At 43.1% G+C, this 24,943-nt stretch carries 16 protein-coding genes and 1 pseudogene; 12 read left to right on the top strand and 5 right to left on the bottom strand.

Annotation, left to right across the window (positions count from 1 at the left end):
- Positions 1–250 precede the first annotated feature (250 nt).
- The 3 genes from V7L12_RS03080 to topA all read left to right on the top strand — a co-directional run bounded on the left by V7L12_RS03080 (position 251) and on the right by topA (position 3,475).
- Complete coding sequence (locus V7L12_RS03080; RefSeq protein ID WP_335082052.1) at positions 251–583, top strand: DUF433 domain-containing protein; 333 nt, start codon at positions 251–253, stop codon at positions 581–583.
- A 41-nt stretch (positions 584–624) separates the two neighbouring features.
- On the top strand, positions 625–933 hold the full coding sequence (locus tag V7L12_RS03075; protein ID WP_335082292.1) for a DUF5615 family PIN-like protein: 309 nt from the start codon (positions 625–627) through the stop codon (positions 931–933).
- A gap of 370 nt (positions 934–1,303) precedes the next feature.
- Positions 1,304–3,475: a type I DNA topoisomerase gene (topA, locus tag V7L12_RS03070; protein WP_335082050.1), complete on the top strand. Its 2,172-nt coding sequence runs from the start codon at positions 1,304–1,306 to the stop codon at positions 3,473–3,475.
- Positions 3,476–3,485: 10 nt separating this feature from the next.
- On the opposite strand, the gene V7L12_RS03065 is transcribed toward topA, so the two are convergent.
- The gene (locus V7L12_RS03065) at positions 3,486–4,010 is read right to left on the bottom strand and encodes a phosphoribosyltransferase (RefSeq protein WP_335082048.1); all 525 of its coding nucleotides are present in this window, start codon (positions 4,008–4,010) and stop codon (positions 3,486–3,488) included.
- Positions 4,011–4,087: 77 nt separating this feature from the next.
- Here V7L12_RS03065 and V7L12_RS03060 point away from each other — a divergent pair, with 77 nt between their 5' ends.
- The 7 genes from V7L12_RS03060 (at position 4,088) to V7L12_RS03030 (ending at position 16,948) form a co-directional block, all read left to right on the top strand.
- Entirely contained in the window at positions 4,088–5,539 is a 1,452-nt protein-coding gene (locus V7L12_RS03060) for an MFS transporter (RefSeq protein ID WP_335082047.1), read from the top strand.
- 331 nt (positions 5,540–5,870) lie between these two features.
- Complete coding sequence (locus V7L12_RS03055; RefSeq protein WP_335082045.1) at positions 5,871–7,343, top strand: efflux RND transporter periplasmic adaptor subunit; 1,473 nt, start codon at positions 5,871–5,873, stop codon at positions 7,341–7,343.
- Between the two features lie 77 nt (positions 7,344–7,420).
- Positions 7,421–10,780 (top strand): efflux RND transporter permease subunit, encoded by a 3,360-nt coding sequence (locus V7L12_RS03050; RefSeq protein WP_335082043.1) that lies wholly within the window; start codon positions 7,421–7,423, stop codon positions 10,778–10,780.
- A gap of 826 nt (positions 10,781–11,606) precedes the next feature.
- Positions 11,607–12,602, top strand: coding sequence for a PleD family two-component system response regulator (locus V7L12_RS03045; RefSeq protein WP_335082041.1), 996 nt, complete (start codon positions 11,607–11,609; stop codon positions 12,600–12,602).
- 542 nt (positions 12,603–13,144) lie between these two features.
- Positions 13,145–15,454, top strand: coding sequence for an NACHT domain-containing protein (locus V7L12_RS03040; RefSeq protein ID WP_335082039.1), 2,310 nt, complete (start codon positions 13,145–13,147; stop codon positions 15,452–15,454).
- Entirely contained in the window at positions 15,439–15,843 is a 405-nt protein-coding gene (locus tag V7L12_RS03035) for a hypothetical protein (protein WP_335082037.1), read from the top strand. The genes V7L12_RS03040 and V7L12_RS03035 overlap by 16 nt, the downstream gene beginning before the upstream one ends.
- Before the next feature lie 64 nt (positions 15,844–15,907).
- On the top strand, positions 15,908–16,948 hold the full coding sequence (locus V7L12_RS03030; RefSeq protein ID WP_335082035.1) for a chemotaxis protein CheB: 1,041 nt from the start codon (positions 15,908–15,910) through the stop codon (positions 16,946–16,948).
- Positions 16,949–17,454: 506 nt separating this feature from the next.
- On the opposite strand, the gene V7L12_RS03025 is transcribed toward V7L12_RS03030, so the two are convergent.
- From V7L12_RS03025 to V7L12_RS03015, 3 genes are all read right to left on the bottom strand, one after another.
- On the bottom strand, positions 17,455–17,664 hold the full coding sequence (locus tag V7L12_RS03025; protein WP_335082033.1) for a hypothetical protein: 210 nt from the start codon (positions 17,662–17,664) through the stop codon (positions 17,455–17,457).
- A 597-nt stretch (positions 17,665–18,261) separates the two neighbouring features.
- Positions 18,262–22,494, bottom strand: a complete 4,233-nt coding sequence (locus V7L12_RS03020) for a chemotaxis protein CheB (RefSeq protein WP_335082031.1) — start codon at positions 22,492–22,494, stop codon at positions 18,262–18,264.
- A gap of 492 nt (positions 22,495–22,986) precedes the next feature.
- Positions 22,987–23,427 (bottom strand): response regulator, encoded by a 441-nt coding sequence (locus tag V7L12_RS03015; protein ID WP_335082029.1) that lies wholly within the window; start codon positions 23,425–23,427, stop codon positions 22,987–22,989.
- Positions 23,428–23,945: 518 nt separating this feature from the next.
- Between V7L12_RS03015 and V7L12_RS03010 the strand changes: the two are divergent.
- Together V7L12_RS03010 and V7L12_RS03005 are read left to right on the top strand one after the other, a co-directional pair.
- Positions 23,946–24,394 (top strand): annotated as a pseudogene (locus V7L12_RS03010) (Uma2 family endonuclease); the annotation flags it as partial.
- Complete coding sequence (locus V7L12_RS03005; RefSeq protein WP_334823506.1) at positions 24,363–24,605, top strand: fatty acid desaturase; 243 nt, start codon at positions 24,363–24,365, stop codon at positions 24,603–24,605. The pseudogene V7L12_RS03010 and the gene V7L12_RS03005, both read left to right, overlap by 32 nt.
- Positions 24,606–24,731: 126 nt before the next feature.
- On the opposite strand, the gene V7L12_RS03000 is transcribed toward V7L12_RS03005, so the two are convergent.
- Positions 24,732–24,943: hypothetical protein (locus V7L12_RS03000; protein WP_335082027.1), on the bottom strand; the 212-nt coding region annotated here is incomplete at its 5' end.

Genomic DNA, 24,943 nt, shown 5'->3' with positions numbered 1-24,943 from the left:
AATAACTACAATGCCGACAATAGTGTATGAAGTTCAATGTAATACTTGATCACGATGAAGATGGGGTTTGGATTGTCGAGTGCCCCAGTATACCTAGTTGTATTAGTCAAGGTCAGACAAGAGAAGAAGCCCTCGAAAATATCAAGGACGCGTAGACGCGTAGTCACTTGTCGCCAGACATCGCAGCTTGCCTTCAAGTCCGTGCAGAACTTAGTTTACCGCTCACTGAGGAGACGCATCAATCAGTCTTATGAAAGTAGCACCGACTTTAACAAAGCAATATATCGAACAACGAGGTGAAGGATACTGGCTCGTAGAGACACGTATTTCTCTCGATTCAATTGTATACGCTTTCTTAAATGGAGAATCCCCTGAAAGCATTACCCAAAACTTTCCATTACTCTCGCTGGAACAAGTTTATGGTGCGATCGCCTTTTATCTTGCTAACCGAGAGCTAGTTGATGCGTATTTAAAGGAAAGTCAGACAAAGTTTGAGAAACTGCAACAGTCTTTTAGAGAAAAGAATCCGCTTCTGTATCAGAAGTTAAAAACTGCTCAAATACAGAAGCAAAGCAAAGTATGACAGCAGTGCGATTTCAGGCAGATGCCGATCTTAGGTAAGCGATTGTTACTGGTACAATACGTAGACAACCCGATATTGACTTTCAATCAGCTTATGCAGCATTGCTTGAAAGCAAAAAAGATCCAGAGGTATTGGCAATAACAGCACAGAATGGCAGAGTTCTTGTGACCCATGATCGTAAAACGATGCCTGCTGAGTTTGGCGAATTCATAATGTCACAAACTAGTTCTGGAGTTTTGATTCTTTCGCAAAATATGTCAATCAGTGACGCAATTGAAGCACTTATTCTCGTTTGGGAAGCTTCTACGGCTGAGGAGTGGGTTAACCAGATAATGTCTATTCCCTTCTGAAAAACTGAAGGATGCAAGGTGAGTATGCAAGTGCGATCGCTTGACTGTTTTTTTGGGTTAAATGGTCACAGGTTACAATAATAAATAACTAAATAACTACAACTCTCTTGCCAACTACAGTGTATGAAGTTCAATGTAACACTTGATCACGATGAAGATGGGGTTTGGATTGTCGAGTGCCCCAGTATTCCTGGTTGTGTTAGTCAAGGTCAGACATACCTCTAAACTGAGTTGAGCAATTTCCAAAGCTTTTTGGTACAGTATTTTAGAAAATCCATATCACGAGAATAGGCGATCGCCTTTGGCGTTGGCGCAGCCATCGCTGATTGCAATTGCCAGTTTATTGCTCAAAATCTAGAACGCAGTTGCTATGATCAAACGCCTGCTTGTAGTCGAGTCTCCCGGAAAAGTTAAAAAACTCAGTCAAATTCTGGGTTCAGATTGGAAAGTTCTCGCAAGTTGTGGTCATATCCGAGAACTCAGCAATGAAGGGGACGATTCCTTGGGCTTCGTCATGGATGGTAGTAATGTTCGGTGCAATTACGTCCCGCGTGACCAACGAGCGAAAGAAACAATCCAGAAGCTCAAGTCTGCGGTGAGGCAGGTTGATGAAGTTGTTTTAGCAACTGACCCAGACCGGGAAGGCGAGACAATCGCTTGGCATCTGAAAGAAACGCTGGGTTTAAGGGAACCGAAACGAGTAATTTATACTGAGATTACAGCATCGGCGGTGCAGAGTGCGATCGCTAATCCCAGAAAGCTAGACCAAAACTTAATCGGTGCTGGGTTGTGCCGAGATTGCCTAGATAAGTTGGTAGGTTACAAGGGTAGCCCTTTAGTTTGGGCATTGAATAACGGCGCTAAGAGTGTTGGCAGAGTCCAAAGCGCGACGTTGCACCTAATTTGTCAGCGAGAAAACGAAATTCTGGCGTTTGTCCCCCAAGATTACTGGAGTGTCTGGGTAGATTATGCTGAAGGATTCCGGGCTTTTTACAAAGGGACGGTCGATTCTGCAAAAGATGCAGCAGAGCAAGAAACTGAAACTCACGATGACGCAAAGGTGGGTAATAGTCCAGAAACACCAGAGTCTAAGCGTGTTCTTTCGGAAGCAGAGGCAACACGTTTAGTTGAAGAAGCACAGCGACATCCTCATCAGGTGATTCATTTTGAAGGAAAAATCGTTAATCGCCAGCCACCGCCACCATTTACAACCTCCAGCCTTCAGCAAGCAGCCGGTTCAAAGCTGAGGTTTGCTCCCGATAAAACCATGATTGTTGCCCAAAAGCTCTATGAGGCAGGGTTGATAACGTATATGCGAACAGACTCAGTAATGCTGAGTCCAGAATTTTGCGCCAGCGCCCGTAAATGGTTAGAGCAAAACGATCCGCAGAATGTACCGCAGCAAGTCGCCAAGCATCGTAGTAGCAAGTCGGCTCAAGAAGCACATGAAGCGATTCGTCCAACGGATGTCTTCCGTCCCTCAGTTCAATTGCGTTTAGAACTTCCTGATGATGAGTTTAATCTGTATGTAACGATCTGGAAACGGTCAATTGCCTCTCAGTGTCGTGCTGCCCAATTGCGTAAAACTTTGGTGATTACTCAGTCTGGTTCCCTACTGTGGTCAGCCAGAGGGCAAATGATTGAATTTTACGGTTATGCCCGCTACTGGAACAATCTCAGCAAGGATAGTGTTTTACCTTCATTACAACAGGGACAAGCATTGAAACTGGAGAATGCTGGACATGAGCAGAAGCAGACGCAGCCACCACCTCGTTATAGTGAACCAAAATTGGTGCAGCTGATGGAACGTAAAGGAATTGGTCGCCCAAGTACCTATGCTCCTACTGTTGCTACCTTAAAAAAACGAAATTATGTCGAGTTGAAAAAAGACCATCTGCAACCGACAGCGTTAGGGTTAGAAGTTGATGCGTTTTTGCTCAAAGCACTGCCGGATTTACTAGAGGCGGAATTCACAGCGAAAATGGAGGACGCTCTTGATGCCATTTCTGAAGGAAAAAACTCTTGGCAGCATTATTTAACTAGTTGGAATCAGAATTACTTTCTACCAGCGCTCTCCAAAGCTAAAACTGTAGTTGCGAGTTCCTCAACAGGTAAAGCTGATGTAATAAGCGAGCGCAAATATGAAACTTCCAAGACTCGATGTCCTGAATGCAAAAATTTTCTCGCCAAAATTCCGAGTACTAAGGTTAAAAAGAAATATTTCCTCAAATGCACAAAAGGCTGTGAAAATGTCGTGCTATTTTGGAGCGAGTTTAACAAAACTTGGCAGCCACCACAAACTAAAGCAGTCCAGGCTGAGAATCAACAAAAACCTCCCGTGAAGATGACGGCGTATCCTTGCCCAGTATGTAAGAAACCTTTAGAGGAGTACAGTTATATCAAAGAGGGGCAGAGTAAGAAAATGTTGCGATGTTCTGACTCACAATCCTGTAAGGACACCAAACATAAAGATGTGGCTTATTTTAGTACGCCAAAAGGGTGGTGGAGTCCTAAGTTTGGGGAGTTAGGAGTTAAAAGTTAGGAGTTTTGAATTAATAACTCCTAACTTTATTTACTTTACCCGCAAGTTCTGCGGGGTTCATTTGCTCGTAGTATTCAAAGGGTTGGTGAATCCAGGGGTTGTCAGCCAAGTAATCGACATAATAATCGGGTGCTATAACTGAACAGGCTTTATACCAAAGTACGGCGGTGCGAATTTCTTCAATTGGGGAATCAATATTTTGCTTGAGCCAAGGTATAGTCTGTTGCAGTGTTACCCCAGAGTCTACTAAGTCATCTACTAGGAGAATGCGCGAACCTAACTTTTCGGCGGTCATTGTCAAGTGGCGGGAGAAAATTAAATTACTTCTTTCTTGCTTAGCAGTGCCACTGTAAGATGAGGTTGCTAAAATTGCCAGTGGTTGCTGGTATATACGGGAAAGAATATCTCCAACTCGTAGTCCTCCTCTGGCAAGACAGATAATCTGGTTAAATTCCCAACCGGACTCATAAATCTGAATAGCCAGTTGTTCAATTTTTTGGTGATAATCTGACCAAGAAACATAAAGGTCTGGCATAAGTCTAACGGGAGTGGTAGATGGCTAGTATTGAAGGCAATCGCAAACTTTTTATTTTAGTATGAGCGCAAGTTATTATGAAAGATTCTGCCGCTGATGGCGGTGCCAAACGAGATATTCTCAGTGAAAAACTCGACTTAAAAACAAAGCTGGCTTACGGTGCAGGAGATTTAGGGCCAGCAATCACCGCAAATATCTCCGTCTTTTTTCTGCTGGTTTTCTTCACGAATGTTGCTGGTATCCCTGCAGGTTTAGCTGGCAGTATTTTGATGATTGGCAAAATCTGGGATGGCATAAACGATCCGTTTGTCGGGTTCCTGACTGATAAAACGAAATCTCGTCGTTGGGGGCGTCGTCTTCCTTGGATGTTTTATGGAGCAATTCCCTTTGGAATTTTCTTTTTCTTGCAGTGGATTGTACCGCAATTTAGTGCAAATCAGAGTGATAATATTTGGCCATTATTTTGGTATTACGTAGTCATTGGGGTGATATCTCAGGCGTTTTACACAGTTGTGAATTTGCCCTATACGGCGATGACTCCAGAACTGACTCAAGATTACGACGAACGCACCAGCCTTAACAGCTATCGCTTTACATTTTCTATTGGTGGCAGCATTTTATCGTTGATTTTAACGCAAATTGTTTTTTCACTGATTGCCGATCGCGAACAACAATATCTTGTTTTAGCAGCAGTTTCTACTGTAATTTCGATTTTAGGATTATATTGGTGCGTTTTTGGAGTCCGCGATCGCATCTTAGCTTTTGAGGCCAAACGCAGCCAAACCGAGGAACCTGCATCTCTCCCCTTCTTTGAACAGCTAAAAATTGTCTTTAGTAACCGACCTTTTTTATTTGTTATTGGTATATATCTTTGTTCTTGGCTAGGTGTGCAAGTAACAGCCAGCATTATTCCTTATTTTGTAGTCGATTGTATGGGACTCAAAGAATCAGATGTGCCCACAGTCATGATTGCAGTCCAAGGAACTGCTCTGTTAATGCTATTTGTCTGGGGAGCGTTGAGTAAAAAAATCGGCAAAAAAGTTGTTTATTTTCTGGGAATGAGTTTGTGGATTATAGCAGCAGCCGGACTATTTTTCTTACAGCCTGGTCAAATAGTTTTGATGTATGTGATGGCTGTGATGGCAGGTATTGGTGTATCCACAGCTTATCTAATTCCCTGGTCAATGATTCCAGATGTGATTGAATTAGATGAACTGCAAACCGGACAACGCAGAGAAGGCATTTTTTATGGCTTCATGGTTTTGCTGCAAAAATTTGGTTTAGCTTTGGGACTATTTTTGGTGGGAAATGCTTTGCAAGTATCTGGTTTCAAAGAATCTGTAGCCGGAAGTCCACTACCCATCCAACCGGAATCAGCACTGTTTGCTATTCGCATTGCCGTTGGCCCCATACCGACAGTTTGTTTAATTTTTGGCTTAGTTTTAACGTATTTTTACCCAATTACCCGCGAGATGCACGCTGAAATTATGCTGAAACTCAAAGAACGGCAAGAGAAGAGGGGGAGTTAAAGGAGCAGGGGAGCAGGAGGTTTTAGAAAATCATTTTCCTCATAGCCAAAAGGGTCCCAGAGAAACTAAATTTATTTATGAAAAACAAAAAAATGCCGCAGGGCACGAATTAGTTTGCCAATATTAAGTTGCTTCGCCGTCAGTAGGCTTCCACTCTGAGGCACATAGATCAAAGATAAATAAAGTCACAGATCGCAATGGCTTAAAGACAATTTCTTTCCAAAAGGGGTAGGCTAAAAAAGAAATTATTAGTACACTAATGTTTAGTTTAACTAATATTGTGCTTATCTAATTAGAATCAATCGCAACCAACCATTTTGCGGAGAATACGATGTCTAAAGACAAGCTAGTATGTGTCTGTGCTTCCCCTTTCCCCCAGATTGTTGATATGCGCTGTTTAGCTCCTGTTCAGACGATAAAGCCTTCGTCTTTGGCTGCTGAAACTGTTCCTCGTTTTCAGAGCATTATTCAAAGAGGGCGGTTCTCGCTACTTATATTAAGTCTAGCCTACTTGTGTAGTGCCTGTAATGCTTCCGAAGCCCAATCAAATGGCAAAGAAGCAGGAAAAAAACGATCTGTGCCAGTGGTGGTTGCTACTGCGACTCAAAAAACGATTCCAATACAGCTATCGGCAACGGGAACGGTGGAAGCATATTCTACAGTATCTGTCAAGTCTCAAATAGGCGGTCAACTTACGGGTGTCTATTTTCAGCAAGGACAGAACGTTAAAAAAGGAGACTTGTTATTTAAAATTGATTCTCGTCCTTTACAAGCTGCGCTGATGCAAGCTAATGCTGCCAAAGCTAAAGATTTAGCCCAGGTGAAACAGGCACAGGCAAATGTCCTCAAAGCGATCGCTCAAGTGAACCAGGCAAAAGCTAATGTAGTTAAGGATAAAGCCCAGGCAACAAATGCAGATGCACAAGCGCAACGTTATAGTAGTTTGCTCAAGCAAGGGGCAATTAGTAAAGAACAGGCCGAACAGTATCAAACCAGTGCTGATGCTCAACAGGCGACAGTGAACGCAGATCGAGGTGGTGTGGCAAATGCTCAAGCAGCAGTGGCGGCAGCCCAAGCAGATGTCCAAAATGCTGAGGCAGGAGTAGCATCAGATGAAGCTGCGATCGACAATGCCAAAGTTCAGCTTTCTTATAGTTCCATCTACGCACCAATTGCTGGACACACGGGTAGCTTGAAGCTAACTCAAGGCAACTTAGTCAAGGCAAATGCCGCAAATGCCGAGGATTCGCTAATTACAATCAGCCAAATTCGCCCGATTTACGTCAACTTTTCTATTCCCCAGCGACTGCTGCCAGATATCAAAAAATACAGTGCAAATAACGGCAAGTTAAAAGTCGATGCTTTACCTCCTAAAGATGCAGGGCATCCAGTACGAGGCGAACTCACCTTTGTTGATAGTGGAGTTAATACCCAAACAGGCACAATTCAACTTAAGGGTACTTTTGCCAATGCTGATGAGCGCCTGTTTCCGGGGCAGTTTGTCAATGTAGTACTCAAACTAAGCGAAGAACCAAATGCTATTACTGTGCCTTCTCAGGCGGTACAGAGTGGACAACAGGGACAGTTTGTGTATGTAGTCAAACCTGACAAAACAGCAGAAATGCGTTTAATTACCGTCGGCGACACCGTTGGGAATGAAACGGTAATTAAGCAAGGCTTGAAACCAGGTGAGCAAGTAGTTACTGATGGACAATTCAACCTCGTGCCTGGTGCCACAGTCCAAGTGAAACCGGAAGTAGGAAGTAGAGGGGCAGGGGAGCAGAGGGGAAATAATAACTCCTAACTCAGCACTCAAAACTCAGCACTGGCTCAACCTTAGCTATCCGCTAACAGCACTCAGCACTAATTCAAGGAAACGCGATGAACATTTCCGAGCTATTTATCCGGCGTCCAATCATGACGACTCTAGTTATGGTTGGCATTTTCATATTTGGGCTGCTCGCTTACCAACAGCTACCCGTTAGCGACTTACCCAATGTGGATTATCCAACACTCCAGGTAACAGCTAATCTGCCCGGAGCTAGTCCTGAAACGATGGCTGCCTCAGTTGCAACCCCCTTAGAGCAGCAGTTTTCTAGCATCGCGGGAGTGAGTTCGATGAACTCTACCAGTTCTTTGGGTAGTGCACAGATTACGCTGCAATTTGACCTAAATCGGGATATCGACGGCGCAGCCCAGGATGTGCAGTCTGCCATTTCTAAGGCAGCGAGGCAGTTGCCCACGAATATGCCTAATCCCCCGTCTTACCGAAAGGTAAATCCGGCGGATCAGCCAGTTCTTTATATCTCCCTGAATTCGTCTATTCTGCCCCTGTCAACTGTAGACAAGTATGCTGAGACATTGCTGGCACAACGTCTATCAATGGTAGATGGGGTGGCGCAAGTGCAGGTTTTTGGTTCTCAAAAGTATGCGGTACGAATTCAGCTTGATCCCGAATCGCTTAGTGCTAAAGGAATAGGAATTGATGAAGTAGCTGATGCGATCGCTAACGGAAATGTCAATCTACCTACTGGGACACTTTACGGTAAGCAGCAGAATTCTACCATCCAAGCAAACGGTCAACTCAACGATGCCGCCAGCTATCGCTCCCTAAATGTGGCTTATCAAAACGGCGCACCAGTGCAGTTAGCTGAACTAGGTCAAGTCCTGGACAGCGTGGAAAATGATAAGATTGCGAGTTGGTATTTTCCTGTCAAGAAGGAAAGTCGGGGAGCAGGGGAGCAGAGGAGCAGGGGAGCAGAGGAGCAGGGGAGCAGAGGAGCAGGGGAGAAGTCCCCATCTACATCTAAAGTCCAAAATTCTGGCGTGCGGGCGATCGTTTTGGCAATTCAACGCCAACCGGGAACTAATACTGTTCAAGTAGTGGATGCAATCAAGAAACTGTTACCCACCTTTCGGACACAGATTCCGGCGGCTGTGAACATGGATATTCTCTACGATCGCTCCCAATCAATTCGCGAGTCGGTGGATGATGTACAATTCACGCTGTTGCTCACCATCGCTCTGGTGGTGCTGGTAATCTTTCTGTTTCTCCGCAATATCTCTGCAACAGTCATTCCTAGTTTGGCAGTACCGCTTTCGATAGTAGCGACTTTTGGGGTCATGGTGCTACTGGGCTTCTCTCTGGATAACCTGTCACTGATGGCGTTAACCCTTTCAGTAGGTTTCGTGGTTGATGATGCTGTAGTCATGCTGGAGAACATTGTCCGCCACATGGAAATGGGTGAAAGCCGCATGGAAGCAGCCTTAAATGGTTCTAAAGAAATTGGTTTCACAATTTTATCTATGACCATTTCTTTAGTAGCAGTATTTATCCCGATACTGTTCATGGAAGGCATTCTGGGGCGACTGTTCCGCGAATTTGCCGTTACTATCAGTGTTGCAATCTTGGTATCTGGCGTAATTTCTCTGAGCTTAACGCCCATGCTGTGTTCCAGATTCTTGAGTCCCCCTCATCATGAGCAAGAGAGTGAAGGGGATGAGGGGCAGGGGAGCAGGGGAGTATGGGAGCAGATGAGCATGGAAGAAATTCTTAATTCTCAGTCTCCAGTTCCCAATCCCTTATCCCTAGAGGGTGCGCCACCTTCCCCAGCCCCTAGTCTCCAGTCCCGAATCAAAAATTTCAACCGTCGTCTCTACAACTTTTCAGAAAACATTTTTAATGTGATATTGGGCGGATACGATTGGAGTTTGAAGAAATCACTCAAGTATCACCGCACAACGATGGTGATTTCGGGAGCGATTCTTGTCGCGACAGTATATCTATTTATCATTGTGCCTAAAGGGTTTGTTCCCAATGCAGATGTTGGACAAATTACGGCAACTACTCAGGCATCAGAAGATATATCCTTTGATGAGATGGTAAAACATCAACAGGCTGTAGCTGCGATCGCTTACCGCGATCCGAATGTCGATTCTATCAACTCCAGTGTCGGGGCTGGCGGGCCAAATGCTTCCGCCAACGCTGGACGAATTTTAATCGAACTCAAGCCCCGCCATGACCGCCATCTCAGTGCTGATGAAGTTGTGCAGGAACTCCGACCAAAGTTGTCAGTTGTGCCTGGAATTAAGGTATTCTTGCAAAATCCCCCAGCTATTAATGTTGGTGGACAACAGACAAAAGCGCAGTATCAATTTACTCTGCAAACTCCCAATATTCAGGAACTTTACCAGTACGCTCCAGCTTTAGAAGAGAAATTGCGATCGCTCTCAGATTTACAAGATGTCAACAGCGATTTGCAAATCAAAAATCCGCAAGTAAAAGTAGATATCAACCGCGACCACGCTTCGGCTCTAGGTTTGACCGCAAATCAAATCGAAACTGCTCTGAGTAATGCTTATGGTACTCGCCAAGTTTCCACCATCTACGCCCCCGATAGCCAGTATCAAGTAATTATGGGCGTGGAACCAAAATATCAGCAAAATGCCAATGCTCTAGATTTACTCTCAGTTCGTGCCCCTAGTGGACAACTTGTACCTCTTAACGCTGTAGCAACCTTGAGCAAAGATGTAGGGCCGTTGACTATTAACCACAAAGGGCAACTGGCATCTGTCACCTTCTCCTTTAACCTCAAGCCAGGAGTATCACTTGGTAACGTCACTGGCAAAATTGAGGAACTCGCCCGTCAAACCCTGCCACCTACTATTAGTACAGCTTTCCAAGGTTCGGCGCAGGCATTTCAATCTTCAATTCAGGGTTTAGGATTGCTACTGCTAGTTGCCATCTTGGTGATTTATATCGTGCTGGGGATTCTCTACGAGAACTTCATTCACCCGCTAACAATCCTTTCTAGCTTACCCTCGGCTGGTTTTGGGGCAATACTAACCCTGTTGCTGTTTCAAGTTGACTTGAATATTTACGCCTTTGTGGGCATTATCCTGCTAGTTGGTATTGTAAAGAAAAACGGGATCATGATGGTTGACTTTGCGATTATTGCCCGTCAAAACGGTAAAACGCCCTATGATGCTATCTATGAAGCCTGCTTGGTGAGGTTCCGTCCAATTATGATGACGACAATGGCAGCACTTATGGGTACGCTGCCCATCGCCCTCGGTTTCGGAGCCGGAGCAGATACACGGCGTCCCCTTGGTTTAGCAGTAGTTGGGGGGTTAGTATTCTCGCAGTTTCTCACACTTTATTTAACGCCCGTTTTCTACACCTACATGGAGTCTTGGCAAACAAAGCTCAAAAAACGCAACTGGCGCAAACAGTCAGCATAAGTAGTCGGATCGACTTGGGTTTTATCCCCATGAGATAAGGCGAATTCAGGAAATTTTTCCCAGTGGGTGATTTTATGACTATTACCGGAAGGGTGATTGGCCAAGCCTTGGAAGTCCCCAGTTTCAGCTTGTCGCTTCAGCCATAAGGGAACTCCAAAAATTAAATTACTCAATTCTTCCATCCAAGACGACTATCAGATATCTCTTCCCCTGCTTACTTTGCGATTGATTATTTTTTATTTGGAAGTCTCTAAGTCTATGGTGTTGCGACTGATATTAGACCTCTTGCAAAAGTCCCTAACACCCCAACCCCTCCCCGATACCAAGGTGAGGGGAGCGTTTGCTTTACTCAAATGCGGGGTGGGGTTCTTTCTTTTTGATTTATGCAAGAGGTCTATTGAATAGTAGCCTTGTGCTTCGCTTTTCTTTACAGCTAGCTATTTTCAGGTAAATAGACCACGCGGTAGGGGTGCAAGGCCTTGCGCCCCTACGACAGGTGTGGTTCAAATACATGAAAACTGCTTTAAGCCATCGAGTTCGATGGCTTGGATAACCTTTTGACGAAATTATTCATAAGTTTTGTAACAAAAACAAACTTAATTAACTTATCTAAAACAAATAAAACTTATACCAATACATTATTTCAAACAGGCATCTGTCATAAGTTAAAAACTACAGTAAAAAAAAGCATATATATTGCTAACTCAAAAAGTTTGGTTGTCTACAAGAGATATTGTTTAGAATAAAGAATCTTTTATCCTAAATAATAAGCAAAATGGCAACTGAAAAATAGGTGGGAAAACTTTTTTATAAATATGTAGAAAATATGACTATTTACAGAGCTTGTTGTGAAAACAGTAAAAAAACAGAAATAATAAAACCTGTTATTCAAGCAAATGAAATTTTAATTTTAATTATTGACTATGAAGCCTTTAACCGCAAAAGATTGCGATTTTTTCTAGAACAAAAGGGGTATCAAATAGTAGAAGCTAAAAGTGGTGCAGAAGCATTAAGTATTTTTGAAAAACAGCGACCAGATATAGTAATACTCGACATGATTATGCCAGATATGGATGGGTTTGAGTGTTGCCTTCAGTTGCAATCTTTAGATTCTGGTAAATGCACCCCTATTTTAATGCTTGCAGAGATAGAAGATGAACAATCAGTTGACCGTGCATTTGAAATGGGTGTAATAGACTATCTTACCAAACCGATTCACTTGCCAATCTTGCGACAACGAATAAAACGGATAATTGAGCAATATAAGTTACAGGAAAAACTCATTGCTAATAATTTAGAATTGCAACGATTAGTTGCTATTGATGAATTAACGCAAGTAGCTAACCGAAGACGATTTGAAGAGTATTTAGCTCAAGAGTGGCAGCGCATGGCAAGAGAGCAACAGCCTTTTTCTTTAATTATCTGGGATGTTGATTTTTTCAAATATTACAATGATACTTATGGTCATCTTTCAGGCGATCGCTGCTTGAAAAAAATTGCAAAAACTATCAAAAATTCTCTGAAGCGTTCCACAGACCTAGTTGCCCGTTATGGTGGAGAAGAGTTTGCTGCGATATTGCCTAACACAGATGTGGAGGGAGCAACATTAGTAGCCCAAACAATTTGCTCTGCTGTTCAAACACTGGCAATTCCACATAGGAATTCATTAGTAAGCAATCATGTCACCTTGAGTGCTGGGCTTGCTACAGCGATTCCTATACCTGGTTCTGATTTTGAACAAATAATTCTTGCGGCAGATCGGTCGTTATATCAAGCAAAGGCAGCAGGACGGAATCGTTTTCTGTATAACAGTTATCACTAAAATATCTGCTAAATAATCGGCAATTGAAAGATTTATTTCCAGAGATTTTTTAATAGCAATACGGCTTTAACAAGCTTTGTTAATAGAATTACATTTATCTCAGTTGCCAGCGGTGAACTAATAATTAATAACCATTTTATCTCAATAGTTATAAATTTTAAAGATAAATAATTAGCTGCTCAAGTTTGGTTTCATTTCTCTTGCTAGTTTCTAGCAAGATTAGGCTAACTTTATAAACAAGCGTACAGAAGTGCTACAATAACTGTGAGTACGCAATCGGATATAAACTTTATACTTGCCACAAGACTAGAATTTCTAAGTATACATATACAAAAATTCGCTACTACACAGGAATAGTAGTTAAAAATAATATTTAATACAAACAGGTTTAACTGAGATGCAATTATAGGATATTAGCTGAAGATACTTTAAATAAGGCATTAGCATTTAAAAACAGTTAATTGACTTTCTAAGTAGTTCAGAAATTGGATGTAGCAATAGTGTCAAATTTAAGAATTATTATTTGATGTGTGTAAGCTCCTATGGTCAAGCGATCGCTCCAAGGATCACTCACTGGGATTCAAGAAGCCAAAAAAGCGTTCGCTCATAAGGGGTGGACACAAGACAATTTGGCTTTTGAAGTCAATTTAAAGACTCGCCAACCAATTTGGCGGTTTTTTAGTGGGCGTCCGGTTGAGCGTCATATCTTTATAGAAATTTGTTCTGTGTTGTCCTTGAATTGGCGGGAGATTGCGGCTAATCCTCCAGAAGAATTCCCTGAATCAAAAGAACCTGGTGCTGAATTTTTAGATATTGATGCTCTAGTCCAACAAGTGCGATCGCAACGCTTTGACAAAATTCAAGACCAGTGCGGCACTTTGCAGTTATTAGATGTTAGTCACCCCGTTAGAATCGACGACATTTACATCGATGTCAACATTTTGGAGGAGATTACCAGCTTTCAGTGGTTAGAGTTTGCTGACTTGCAAAACTTTACATCAAAAGAATTTGATCGCTTTGGTTTAGGTGAAGTATCCCAGACACAAATTGCGGGGAACACGGCAGTTGAAACTTACTCAAAGCTGCGGGTGTTGGGGAAACCGGGAGCAGGTAAAACCACCTTTTTACAACATCTGGCGATTCAATGCAACCGAGGTAGATTTGCAGGAAATCGGGTTCCCATTTTTGTCACCTTAAGAGATTTTGCCGACGAATCTAGAGAAGCGGGAGAGTTCAATTTACTCAACTATATTTGCAAAGAATTCCTGATCTGTGGAATTTCAGATCCATCTGTGCTGGAAACTTTGTTGTTGGAGGGCAGAGTGTTGCTGTTGCTGGATGGATTAGATGAAGTGCTACATCAAGAGAGCAAAGGTGTCGTCAATGAGATTCGCAAATTATCTGAAAAGTATCAAAAGAATATGTTTGTCGTCACCTGCCGCACGGCGGCTAAAGCTTTCAACCTTAGACGCTTTACAGATGTTGAAATTGCCCCATTTACCTCTGAGCAAATTGTTGCTTTTGCTCAGAAGTGGTTTACAGCACTTACGAAAACGAACATCCAGGATAAACAGGAACAGGCAGTTGAGTTTATCGAGAAACTAGATTTACCCGAAAACTTCCAATTTCGTAGACTTGCTATCACCCCCTTGTTTTTGCATCTCGCCTGCTGGGTTTTTCATCACCAGAACAAATTCCCAACCCAAAAAGCTGCGTTTTATAAGCAATGTTTAGACCTGCTACTTAGCAAATGGGATGAAACTAAAGGAATTGAGCGGGATGAAGTATACGAAGGTTTTTTATTACCACAAAAGCTGAAGTTGCTGAGTCAGGTTGCTAGCGCGACATTTGAGCAGGGTAATTACTTTTTTGAACAACACATTGTTGAGCAATACATTAGCGACTATATCAGTGATTTGCCGAATGCTTCGACGGAGCCAGAGGAATTGCAATTAGATAGTGAAGGCGTACTTCAGGCAATAGAGTTGCAACATGGATTACTGGCAGAACGAGTGCGGGGGATTTTCTCCTTCTCTTCTTTAACGTTTCAAGAATACCTGACTGCTCGACAAATCGTCGCCAATCATAATTTACAAGCATTAGAACAACCGTTAGAACGTCTGGTGAGTCATATTACTGAACCTCGGTGGCGTGAAATCTTTTTGTTAACGGTTGCCATGCTGCGGAGTGCAGATTTTCTGGTGCAGTTGATGAAGCAACAAGTTGATGCGCTAGTGGCTCAAGATCCATATTTGCAAAAATTTTTAACTTGGGCAAATCAAAAGTCCCTTGCTGCTCCCCCTCAGCCTGCTGCAATTCGCGCATTTTACCTTGCCCTAGCTAGGACTCCTCACCTTACCCCGCACTTTGCTCTTGCCTGCATCCTTGATCAAAGTATTTTTTTGGATGTCGCATTAGATAACCTAGTAATGGAATGCACTATTGACTGCAAATCTAATTTTGCCGATGTTCATGCCTGCGACGATGCTCTGAGTAATGCTTTAGCGATTGTTCGAGATGCTGGCTTACATCAAGCTTTACAACAACTTAAAGACCTACTGCCTGATCCAAAACAAACTAGAGAAAGGTTTCAGACCTGGTGGCAAAAAAGTTACCCCGCCTGGATGGAACAGTTAAAGACCATGCTCGCCAAGCATCGAAACATTCAGCATCAGTGGCACTTCAGCCCTGAGCAACTACAAGTATTGCAACAATATTACGATGCCAATCAGTTGCTTATCGATTGCCTCAATAGCAACTGTGAGCTAACAGACGTTGTGCGGCAGGAGATTGAAGCCAGTTTGTTATTGCCGATAAAAGAACTCTCCAAGCGAGAATGGCAGGGATTGTGAAGAGGCAGGGGGCAGGGGGAGCAGGGGGGAAGAGGAGATATATTTTAGAATGCAACAATGAGGCTTTGATATTCATTAATGAGGCTCGAAACTCCATTAATGAGGCTTTGATATTCATTAATGAGGCTTTGATATTCATTAATGAGGCTCGGAACTCCATTAATAAGGCTTTGATATTCATTAATGAGGCTCGGAACTCCATTAATGAGGCTTTGATATTCATTAATGAGACTTATATCATGTCCGCTTCATTACTTATTAAACCCGAATCACCCCACCCCGCCAAAGCTACGCTTCGTCTCCCCTCCCGAAGAGCGGGGAGGGGATTAAGGGGAGCCAGTGCGTTGGGCGGCTCTGCCGACTTGAAGCACCTGGCGTGTGGGGTGTAATGACTAGGGGAATCATAACTAATTATGCGGACATGATATTATACCATACTAAGAAAAGGTATCTATGCTTGAACACGACATTATTGTTATTGGCACTTCGGCAGGTGGACTCAAAGCACTGGGCGCAATCTTGGGCACTTTGCCTGCTGACATTGATGCTGTCCTTTTCATTGTTCAGCACCTCGCAGCAGATAAGCCCAGCATTCTCCCCCAAATTCTTACAGATGTAGGCTCTCTCCCAGCATCTCACCCGGCAGATGGAGAGCCAATTCAAACCGGGCGAATCTATGTCGCACCGCCCGATTATCACCTGTTGGTCAATCAAGGCTCAATGCGTGTCGTGCGCGGCCCTCAAGAAAACCGCTTTCGACCTGCGATTGATGCGTTATTTCGTTCAGCCGCCCGCGCTTATGGTACAAGGGTGGTAGGTGTGGTACTCACTGGCTATCTCGATGATGGCACGGTGGGGTTGCAGGCAATCAAGAAACGGGGCGGAGTAGCGATCGTTCAAGACCCGAACGAAGCAGAATACCCCAGCATGGCCAAGAGCGCCTTGCGATATGTGAACGTCGATTACTGCCTGCCGCTTGCAGAAATCCCAGACTTACTAGTGCAGTTATCAAAGGAACCCGCCGCCGAGGAGGAGGCATATCCCGTGACCGAAGAGATCGAAATTGAATCCAAGATTGCTGAACAGCAGATGAATACCCAGGAGTTTTTAAAGAATGTAGAAGCGATCGGGACTCGAACGACTTACACCTGCCCTGAATGCAACGGCAGCATCTGGCAAATTGGCAAAGAACAGCCGCTACGGTTTCGCTGTCACACGGGGCATTCCTTTACAGCTAGTGTGTTCCTGGCAGAGCAAACTCAGAATCTCGAAAATGCGCTGTGGTCGGCTGTGCGAGTAATGGAGGAAAAGGTTACATTCTCCCGTCAAATGGCAGAACAGATGAGAAACTACAATTTAACTAGTACTGCGACAAAATATGAAGATCATGCAATGAATTTGGATAAAGAGGTGTCTTTAATTCGAGATATCATTCTCAACGGCTTTGCCACCAAACGATCTATTGCCGCAATAGAGGAAGATCACCCGGAGTAGCTGTTAGGCTTAACCTTCTTTAATCACGATCGCTAGATAAAAATCTAAAACCCTTATTTGTTCGGACTTTTATAAATTTAGCTGTCATACCAATTTAAAAGATGTTTGCGACAGATAACCCCACCTGCGCTAACGCGCACCCCCCCCCTGCTAAGGGGAGGGGTTTTGCCTATGTGTTGCATTCTTTTTTCAAATTGGTATCAGTTTGAGAATCTTTGACTGAATGCAATCGAGCCTCAGTTGAAATTTGCAGGAGGCATTACCACTTTTTTTGCTAACCCCAGTGTCTTCAGTGTTTGAATTGCCCACCACGTTATATCTAGCTGCCACTACTGCCCTACTCAATACGAGTGTTTTTCTATCTATTGAGGTAGAGCTAAATGATTGAACTGTCTACAAATCTTCCATAAAAATTCTTGAGTGTTTGTATTTACATCAACCCTGTATTAAGTCAGCTACCTGATGAGAGGAATACTAGGCTGTAGCCCTCCCTGTCAAAGACCTGCTTATGTGGTACGCAAATCTTCCTCGCTGAGGAGTATCATCGTTTCTGCACCCATTCTACCAAAGTCAGGTTCTAGCCCTAATGCCATCTCAATGAGATACGTCCATGTGCCAGATTCAGGTGTGTAGCTGCGTACAATCCCTTCTCCGCCAACAAACCTCACCCATTGAGTATTGCGAAACTTAGGCAGTTTCATGAAGGTTGGAGTCATGCTTTTGATTTCTCAATTCATAGTTGATACTTTATGTTTTAATAAAATAAATTAAATATATGTTGTATCTTTTTAAGTAAAAATGTCAAATATCATCTATAACTTTGGAATGTTTTAGGTGCAAATTCTACAATTTATACGTAATTAAAACGTTTATTCAAACATGATATATAGCAGTTCTAAATAATTTGTGAAAAATTAGATCCCCGATTTCTTAGATAAGTCGGGGATTTAGACACCGCGTATTTTCAAAAATAAAATGTTGTATTGCTATATTTGATATCATGTCTGCCAAATCACCCATAATAATAATAAAAGAACCCCACCCCCAACCCCTCCCCGCAAGCGGGGAGGGGAGCTAAAGCGCAGCTTTTGCGGGGTGGGGTTCCGGTTATTATGGTTAATTACCCGGACATCATCTGACAACAGTACCCTCAATACTGTTCGGTTAAAGCAAGAGAGGCGATGAATCGCCGTCTCTACAATAATCAGTCTTTCGTCTTGACGGCGATTTATCGCATCTTTAGCGATCTAAAATTTTCATCAAAAAACCTTAACTGAACCGTATTGACAGTACCTTCAATTACGAATTACGAATTACGAATTATCTGTGACTCGTCCACTCAAATTTGCAATCATCAATACCAATTGAGTAAGATCAATCGGTTTAGCTATATGCATTTGGAAACCAGCATCAATTGCCATTTGTCGCTCTTGTTGGCTGACATAGGCAGTAATTGCGGCTGCTGGAATTTGTCCCCCAGCTTCAGCCTCAAGCTCTCTCACCTGATGAATCAGGGAGAAACCATCTTCATCTGGCATTCCAATATCTGCTATGAGTACATCATATTTGCCAGGAGATTCAGTTAGAGATGCGATCGCTTCCCTTGCCGATGTCACAACCACTACTTCAGCCCCGAAGTCTTCTAACATCCACTTGATTAAGTCGCGGCTATCGGCTTGATCATCTACAGCCAAGATGCATAACCCTTCAAGGGTAAGGGATGGAATCCTACCATCTGATGTATCCAGAGTCTCTGACAAAACGCTCGGCTCTAAATAAGTTGGCGGTGTAATCTCCAGCGGTATTGAGCGCAGAGGCAGCCTGACGGCGATCGTGGTTCCTTGTCCCTCGCCTGGACTTTGCGCTTGAACTGTTCCACCGTGAAGTTCGACAAGATGACGGACAATTGACAAGCCCAATCCAAGTCCCTGAGTCGTTTTGCTGCTGCTGGAATTTCCTTGGCGGAAGCGCTCAAACACATACGGCAGCAAGTCTGCCGAGATGCCAATTCCTGTGTCACTGACTCGAATCTGGGCGTGAGTATATAGAGCTTGGAGCGTGATTTCCACTCGCCCACCGTCTGGAGTGAACTTAATCGCGTTAGAAAGTAAATTCCACAGAACTTGCTGTAAGCGCTCAAAATCTCCGACAACTGTTGCTGAGTTCAAGTCTGAAACAATTTGAATGGTTTTCGCCTCTGCGGAAAATTGGATAGACTCAATTGCGGCATCCACTACTGAAACTAGATCAATTAGACGAGTGTTTAAATGAAGCTTTCCACTCGTAATCCGTGCGACATCCAGCATATCATCAATTAACTGAGCTTGTATCATAGCACTCCGCTCCACCACTTCCCAGGCACGAGTGACTGCTGAAGAATCTAAATCGCGGGTGCGGAAAAGTTGCGCCCAGCCCAGTATAGTATTGAGCGGGTTACGAAGTTCATGGGAGAGGTTTGACAGGAATTCATCTTTAGCTCGGTTGGCGATTTGGGCCTGTTGACGGGCTGACTGCTCCTGTACTAATAGCTCGGATCGCTCTAACTCAAACTGCTTGCGCTCCGTGATATCTTCAATCGCCAGCAAAATCATTTGAGCATCTTCCTGTTGAATAATTTTCCAACCATTAAGCAGCATGATTTTCTGCCCAATCTGCTCAAAACAATGCTCTATCTCTAACTTTTGAATGCTGGTATCGTTGGCGAGAATGTCTTCTAGGAGCGATCGCAGTTCGGGTAGATTCCACTGACCGTTCCCTAGTTCAAAAACCAGAGATTGCGCTGTCTGTGATGGTGAAACCTGAAATGTTTCATAAAACGAGCTATTGGCTTTGTTCACCCGCAAATCAGAATCAAGCACAATTAATGGCACTTGTACCGTCTCCACAATTGCTTCAGCGTAATTCCGGGCTTGTTCTAAGGTTGCTGCACTGCGTTTAAGAACATCAATATCTATTAACACCAACACTACACCGTCAATCTTGTTTTCTATGGTGCGATAAGGACGGATGCGGAGGTTGTACCAATGTCCCCCCAGAGTTTGGACTTCTAATTCTTTGACGCTGAGTGTGTCAAGTACCTCCAAAATTAGAAGTTCTAAGTCAGGAATATTCAGATTCGCTCTGATGTCGCTAAGGGGTCGTCCAGCATCGGTGGAAATTAAATTGAAAAGCCGCTGCGCCATTGGCGTAAAACGTCGAATGCGTAAGTCCAAAGTCAATATCAAAATTGGGATATTGATACTGGCCAACAAATTCGTCAGATCGTTGTTAACTTGGTGTAATTCCAGATTTCGAGAGCGAAGTTCTTCATTGGTTGTGTTGAGTTCTTCGTTGGTTGCCTGAATCTCTTCTTTGGCAGTTTCTAGTTCCTCATTGGTGCTTTGCAACTCTTCATTACTGGAGAGGATTTCTTCATTGGCAACTTTCAGGTCTTGATTGACGTCCTCCTGCTGTTGAATCACCGCTTGCAGATACTCTTGAGTCATAGCCTGCTCTTGCTTGGCGGTTGCAAGTTCAAGCTTTAGCCGAACAATCTCACGCTCTAGGTCTTCTTGCTCTTGGCTCTCAGGATTAAAAGAGCTAAGGTTGCTAACCGTGGGTGGAGCTTCTTCAAATAAAACCAGAAAGTAGAGTTCTTCGCCAGTCGCAGGATTGAATGGAATCACCTCAAGATTGACAATTCTTGAAAGCTCGCCCTCTTCAATCCGTAACCCTTCCTTTCTAACTAGAATTTTTTGCCGTTGTGCCTGATAAATTGTAGAGCGTAGCTCCACAAGCAAGCCCTCGCGTACCATTTTGAATAAGTTGAGACTCGGTTTCCCCGGTGCAAGTTTGAGGTAGAGATCGATTTCTCCCCGAAATTGCAGCACGTCCATCTTATCGTTGATCACCACACCCACTGGGGCATAGCGATTTAAGATCAGTTGGTCAGTTTTTTTCTCTAAGTCAAACTCATCCGATAGATTTGAATTCATCGGCTTCGGTTCGTCCAGTTTTGCCATCGGATAGTTGCTGGTAACGAACGAAATAATTGGAAGATTTGTGGTTAGCTTCTTGGTATAGATTTTATACTTTTTGTCAATGGGAGTAAACAAGTCTGAATATTTACCTATGCTTTCTGAAGTCCCTAGCAGCAGAAAGCCAGTCGGATTGAGACTGTAATGAAAGATGGGCAGTATCCGTTTTTGCAACGTTTCGTCTAAGTAAATCAGTACATTCCGACAGCTAACTAAATCTAAGTTAGAAAAAGGGGGGTCACTGCCCAAGTCTTGTCGAGCAAACACACACAGGTCGCGGACAGCTTTGCTAATTTGATATCTATCGCCCTCAAGGGCATTAAAGAATCGGCGACGGCGCTCTGGTAAGACCTCCATCATTTGATTCTCTGCATAAATGCCGGATCTGGCTTTTTCAATCGCCATCTCGCTGATGTCTGTGGCAAAAATCTGGATCGGCGGCGCGATTACTTTATCCGACAAAAACTCCAGCAACAAGATGGCGATCGAATAGACCTCCTCGCCCGTTGAACACCCCGCCACCCAAATCCGAATCGGCAATACCGACTTGTTTTGCATAAAACTGGGAAAGACTTGCTCTTTCAACAGTTGAAATACTTCGGGGTCGCGGAAAAAATAGGTGACGTGGATCAGAATTTCTTCATAGAGAGCCTTGACTTCAGCCGGATTGTCTTGGAGATACTGGGCATAACCCTCCAACCGCTCTAGTTTATACAACAGCATTCGCCGCTGGATTCGGCGATCGAGGGTGTTGGGCTTGTAGTGGCTGAAATCAACGCCAGTTTGCGATCGCAATAACACAAATATAGTCGCCAGGGCATCACCCTGTTCGGGTAATTTCTCAACCGGGATCAACGGCTGTGAGTCAGAAATAAAAGGATTGCGACTGAGGTTTGCCAGTTCCTGGGCAATTTTTTGAGGTGGTAGAATAAAATCGACATTGCCTGTGGCAACAGCAGTATTGGGCATACTATCGAATTTTGCTGTGTCTTCACACTGAGCAAAAGTCACGCCTCCAGCTGCCTTGATTGCCTTCAGCCCCAGTGAACCGTCTCCATCCGCCCCAGATAAAACCACTGCGATCGCTTTGTGCCCTCGATCCGCTGCCAACGAAGTAAAGAAGGCATCACCAGGCATATATTTCCCATGAATTTTCTCTCGCGGCGTGAGTTGCAACACCCCACCAGACAACATCATCTTAGTGTTAGGCGGAATAATGTAGATCTTGTTAGGTTCTACAGTCACGCCATCTTGCACTTCGCTGACAGGCATTTGAGTTGTTCTTCCCAGAATCTCGCTCAACAGACTCTTATGGTTAGGGTCTAAGTGTTGAATCAGCACAAATGCCATCCCTGTATCGGTAAGCAAATATTTGAGCAACTGCGTAAATGCCTCTAATCCACCCGCAGAGGCAGCAATGCCAACGATGGGAAATAAAGCATCTATATTGTCTTGCTGCTCTATGTCAAACGCTTCATTAGCGGTAGATTCAGATACAGGTAGCTCAGAGGGTTGATCAGATGATGTCATAGAATGAAGTTTAGCACTGCAATGGTTTGGCAGATCAGGTTTATATTTTAAGTCAGTTTACTTACTTGCCCTGTCTTTAATAATAGTTTGAGTCTAAATTAAATAAATTAAGGCTGATTCGATGAATTAAGTTCTCAAATCACGCCTAGCTCTCATTTTCTCGATTTTCGCTTGCTCAGGAAAAGGAACTTAGCAAGTTTATATTTTTATCTTAATATTCCCAAACTAGAAACTATGAACAATTTAAGTTTCCTAAATCCAAGTCAGTGCCAAGAAGTAAGAAGCTAGGATAAATCCAATACCAATAATTCCGCTACTCAAAAGCAAAACTAATTGATTTAAAACACACATTTTATAACTACTGAGATTAATTCTATCATTTTTCAAGTTCGTTAGTAACATTTCAAAAATAATCATCCTCACCAATAAATGACCTATTTCATTACTTTTTCAAACTTAGACTACTATATCTAAGACATTAATTAGAGCTAGTTAGCATGAGGGTGAATAAGAATTATTAGCAATTGCTAAAATGCCAAGCACAGCAACAAAATCGTCAACAACTAAGGGTTTAGCAAAGCATAGACTAAACCCAGCTAAAAGAGCATGTTGATACATGTCTTCAGTTACAGTGGCTGTGAGAGCGATCGCTGGTACTACTTTGCCTCGTTCTCCCGTAAGTGTTCTCACCTGATGAATCAGAGCATAGCTATCCTCATTTGGCGAGGAAATATCACTCAAGAGGACATCAGGTTGCCATTGCACAAATATTTCCAAAGCTTGCTCTCCTAAAAATGCCGCTTGCACGTTCATACCATAGGATTGCAACATTGGTGTCAACGAATTGCAGAAATTGACATCATTATCTACAAGGAGTACTCGTAGCCCTTGAAGAAAGGAATGATTAGTAGAAAATCTATTATTTATATGCATCACAGTTCCAAATTGGAGATTTTCTTGAACTTTGGAAAACCTTAAACAGTGCATTTATATGTGTTTGCTTAAAGTTCAGTAAACGTCTGATCAGTAGGCACAAAAACGGGTAACGTGCTATTCCCTTTGAAAGTATCTACTCCCTTAACAGCTTTGATTGCAGTAACTAGTACCGCAAGGCGGAATTCACAATTCAAAATTCAAACAGGTATATAGCATAAGCGTTTCGTTGATTTGGAATGTGTGGTTTATTTACGCTGTGCTGTACTAGTATATTAAAAGCACTAGCTTTCATGGCAGCATCGTCAATATCAAGTATTTCTTTGATCGGCTAAAAAATTTACTAACAATTTTTACGATAACATTCTATTGTTAAATCCATGTTTGAATAAATGTTTGAATAGTGTATAATTTGTATAAAATGTATAAATTTACCAATAAACTTTGTGAAAAAAAAATTTAAATTATTCCGCTATCAATATTATGTCTAACGAAGCAGAATTTTTCTATCGTTCAGTAGTGAACCTCTGTGGAAAAAAGCATCTACTGTATGCCTTGCTGCATCTATTCCTTTAGTAGTGGAAATAGTGAGTAGTAATTGGCGTGATGATTACCACAAAAAATATGCTGACTATGAACAAATGGGAATTTCTGAATACTGGATTGTTGATTATGCCGCATTGGGCGGTAGGGAATTCATTGGCAAGCCAAAACAATCTACTATCTTGGTTTGCTGTTTAGAAGAAGGTGAGTATTTACAGCTATTTTCAGGTAAATAGACCACGCAGTAGGGGCGCAAGTCCTTGTGCCCCTACAACAGGTGTGGTTCAAATACATGAAAACTGCTGTAATTAATAAATTTCGAGGTAATGACCGTATCCAATCGCCAACTTTGCCAGAGTTGAATTTAACCGCAGAACAAATTTTTCGCGCTGGTGTGGGCAGAACATACAGGTTGCACTCTTGATGCAAATCTGCTCACCAATACCCGCACAACCCTCACACTCTGGTGTGTACGATTTTTCATGTGGAATATGCCATTTCATGCAGAGCATCATTTATACGCATCAATTCCGTTCCACGCGCTACCAAAAGCACATCAGCAATTGAGCAAACACTTTACCCACATTGAACCTGGCTATCTAAAAGTCAACTGGAATATCATAACTAATTCGTAATTCATAATGATGCTCGTGACGCTCTCTGCGAGACGCTGCGCGAACGCGGACTCGCTCTAAGCGTTCGTGAGTGCGTCTCTAAGAGTTGCCATGCCGTTCGCGTTAGCGTCTCTGAAAGAGAAGGCTTTACGCTTCGCTATGCCCTTGGCGTCTCCCCTTCTCCCAAAGGGCTAGGGTGTATACACAAGTATGACTAGCATAGGTTTCAACTCTTTTAGTAGTTTTGTAGGGTGCGTTATGGACACGCCGAAATAACAAATGCGTTCGCCGAAATAACAAATGCGTTCGCCGAAATAACAAATGCGTTCGCCGAAATAACAAATGCGTTCGCCGAAATA

It is taken from the genome of Nostoc sp. (assembly GCF_036918245.1).
Lineage (GTDB): Bacteria > Cyanobacteriota > Cyanobacteriia > Cyanobacteriales > Nostocaceae > Nostoc.
The sequence above is the reverse complement of the archived record's forward strand: the minus strand, read 5'-3'. Positions and strand labels throughout refer to the sequence as shown.

Bases quoted from the DNA above. Each gene is read 5' to 3' on its own strand.
- V7L12_RS03080 (WP_335082052.1), top strand. From the start codon at position 251: ATGAAAGTAGCACCGACTTTAACAAAGCAATATATCGAACAACGAGGT.
- topA (WP_335082050.1), top strand. From the start codon at position 1,304: ATGATCAAACGCCTGCTTGTAGTCGAGTCTCCCGGAAAAGTTAAAAAA.
- V7L12_RS03065 (WP_335082048.1), bottom strand. From the start codon at position 4,010: ATGCCAGACCTTTATGTTTCTTGGTCAGATTATCACCAAAAAATTGAA.
- V7L12_RS03060 (WP_335082047.1), top strand. From the start codon at position 4,088: ATGAAAGATTCTGCCGCTGATGGCGGTGCCAAACGAGATATTCTCAGT.
- V7L12_RS03055 (WP_335082045.1), top strand. From the start codon at position 5,871: ATGTCTAAAGACAAGCTAGTATGTGTCTGTGCTTCCCCTTTCCCCCAG.
- V7L12_RS03050 (WP_335082043.1), top strand. From the start codon at position 7,421: ATGAACATTTCCGAGCTATTTATCCGGCGTCCAATCATGACGACTCTA.
- V7L12_RS03045 (WP_335082041.1), top strand. From the start codon at position 11,607: ATGACTATTTACAGAGCTTGTTGTGAAAACAGTAAAAAAACAGAAATA.
- V7L12_RS03040 (WP_335082039.1), top strand. From the start codon at position 13,145: ATGGTCAAGCGATCGCTCCAAGGATCACTCACTGGGATTCAAGAAGCC.
- V7L12_RS03035 (WP_335082037.1), top strand. From the start codon at position 15,439: ATGGCAGGGATTGTGAAGAGGCAGGGGGCAGGGGGAGCAGGGGGGAAG.
- V7L12_RS03030 (WP_335082035.1), top strand. From the start codon at position 15,908: ATGCTTGAACACGACATTATTGTTATTGGCACTTCGGCAGGTGGACTC.
- V7L12_RS03025 (WP_335082033.1), bottom strand. From the start codon at position 17,664: ATGACTCCAACCTTCATGAAACTGCCTAAGTTTCGCAATACTCAATGG.
- V7L12_RS03020 (WP_335082031.1), bottom strand. From the start codon at position 22,494: ATGACATCATCTGATCAACCCTCTGAGCTACCTGTATCTGAATCTACC.
- V7L12_RS03015 (WP_335082029.1), bottom strand. From the start codon at position 23,427: ATGCATATAAATAATAGATTTTCTACTAATCATTCCTTTCTTCAAGGG.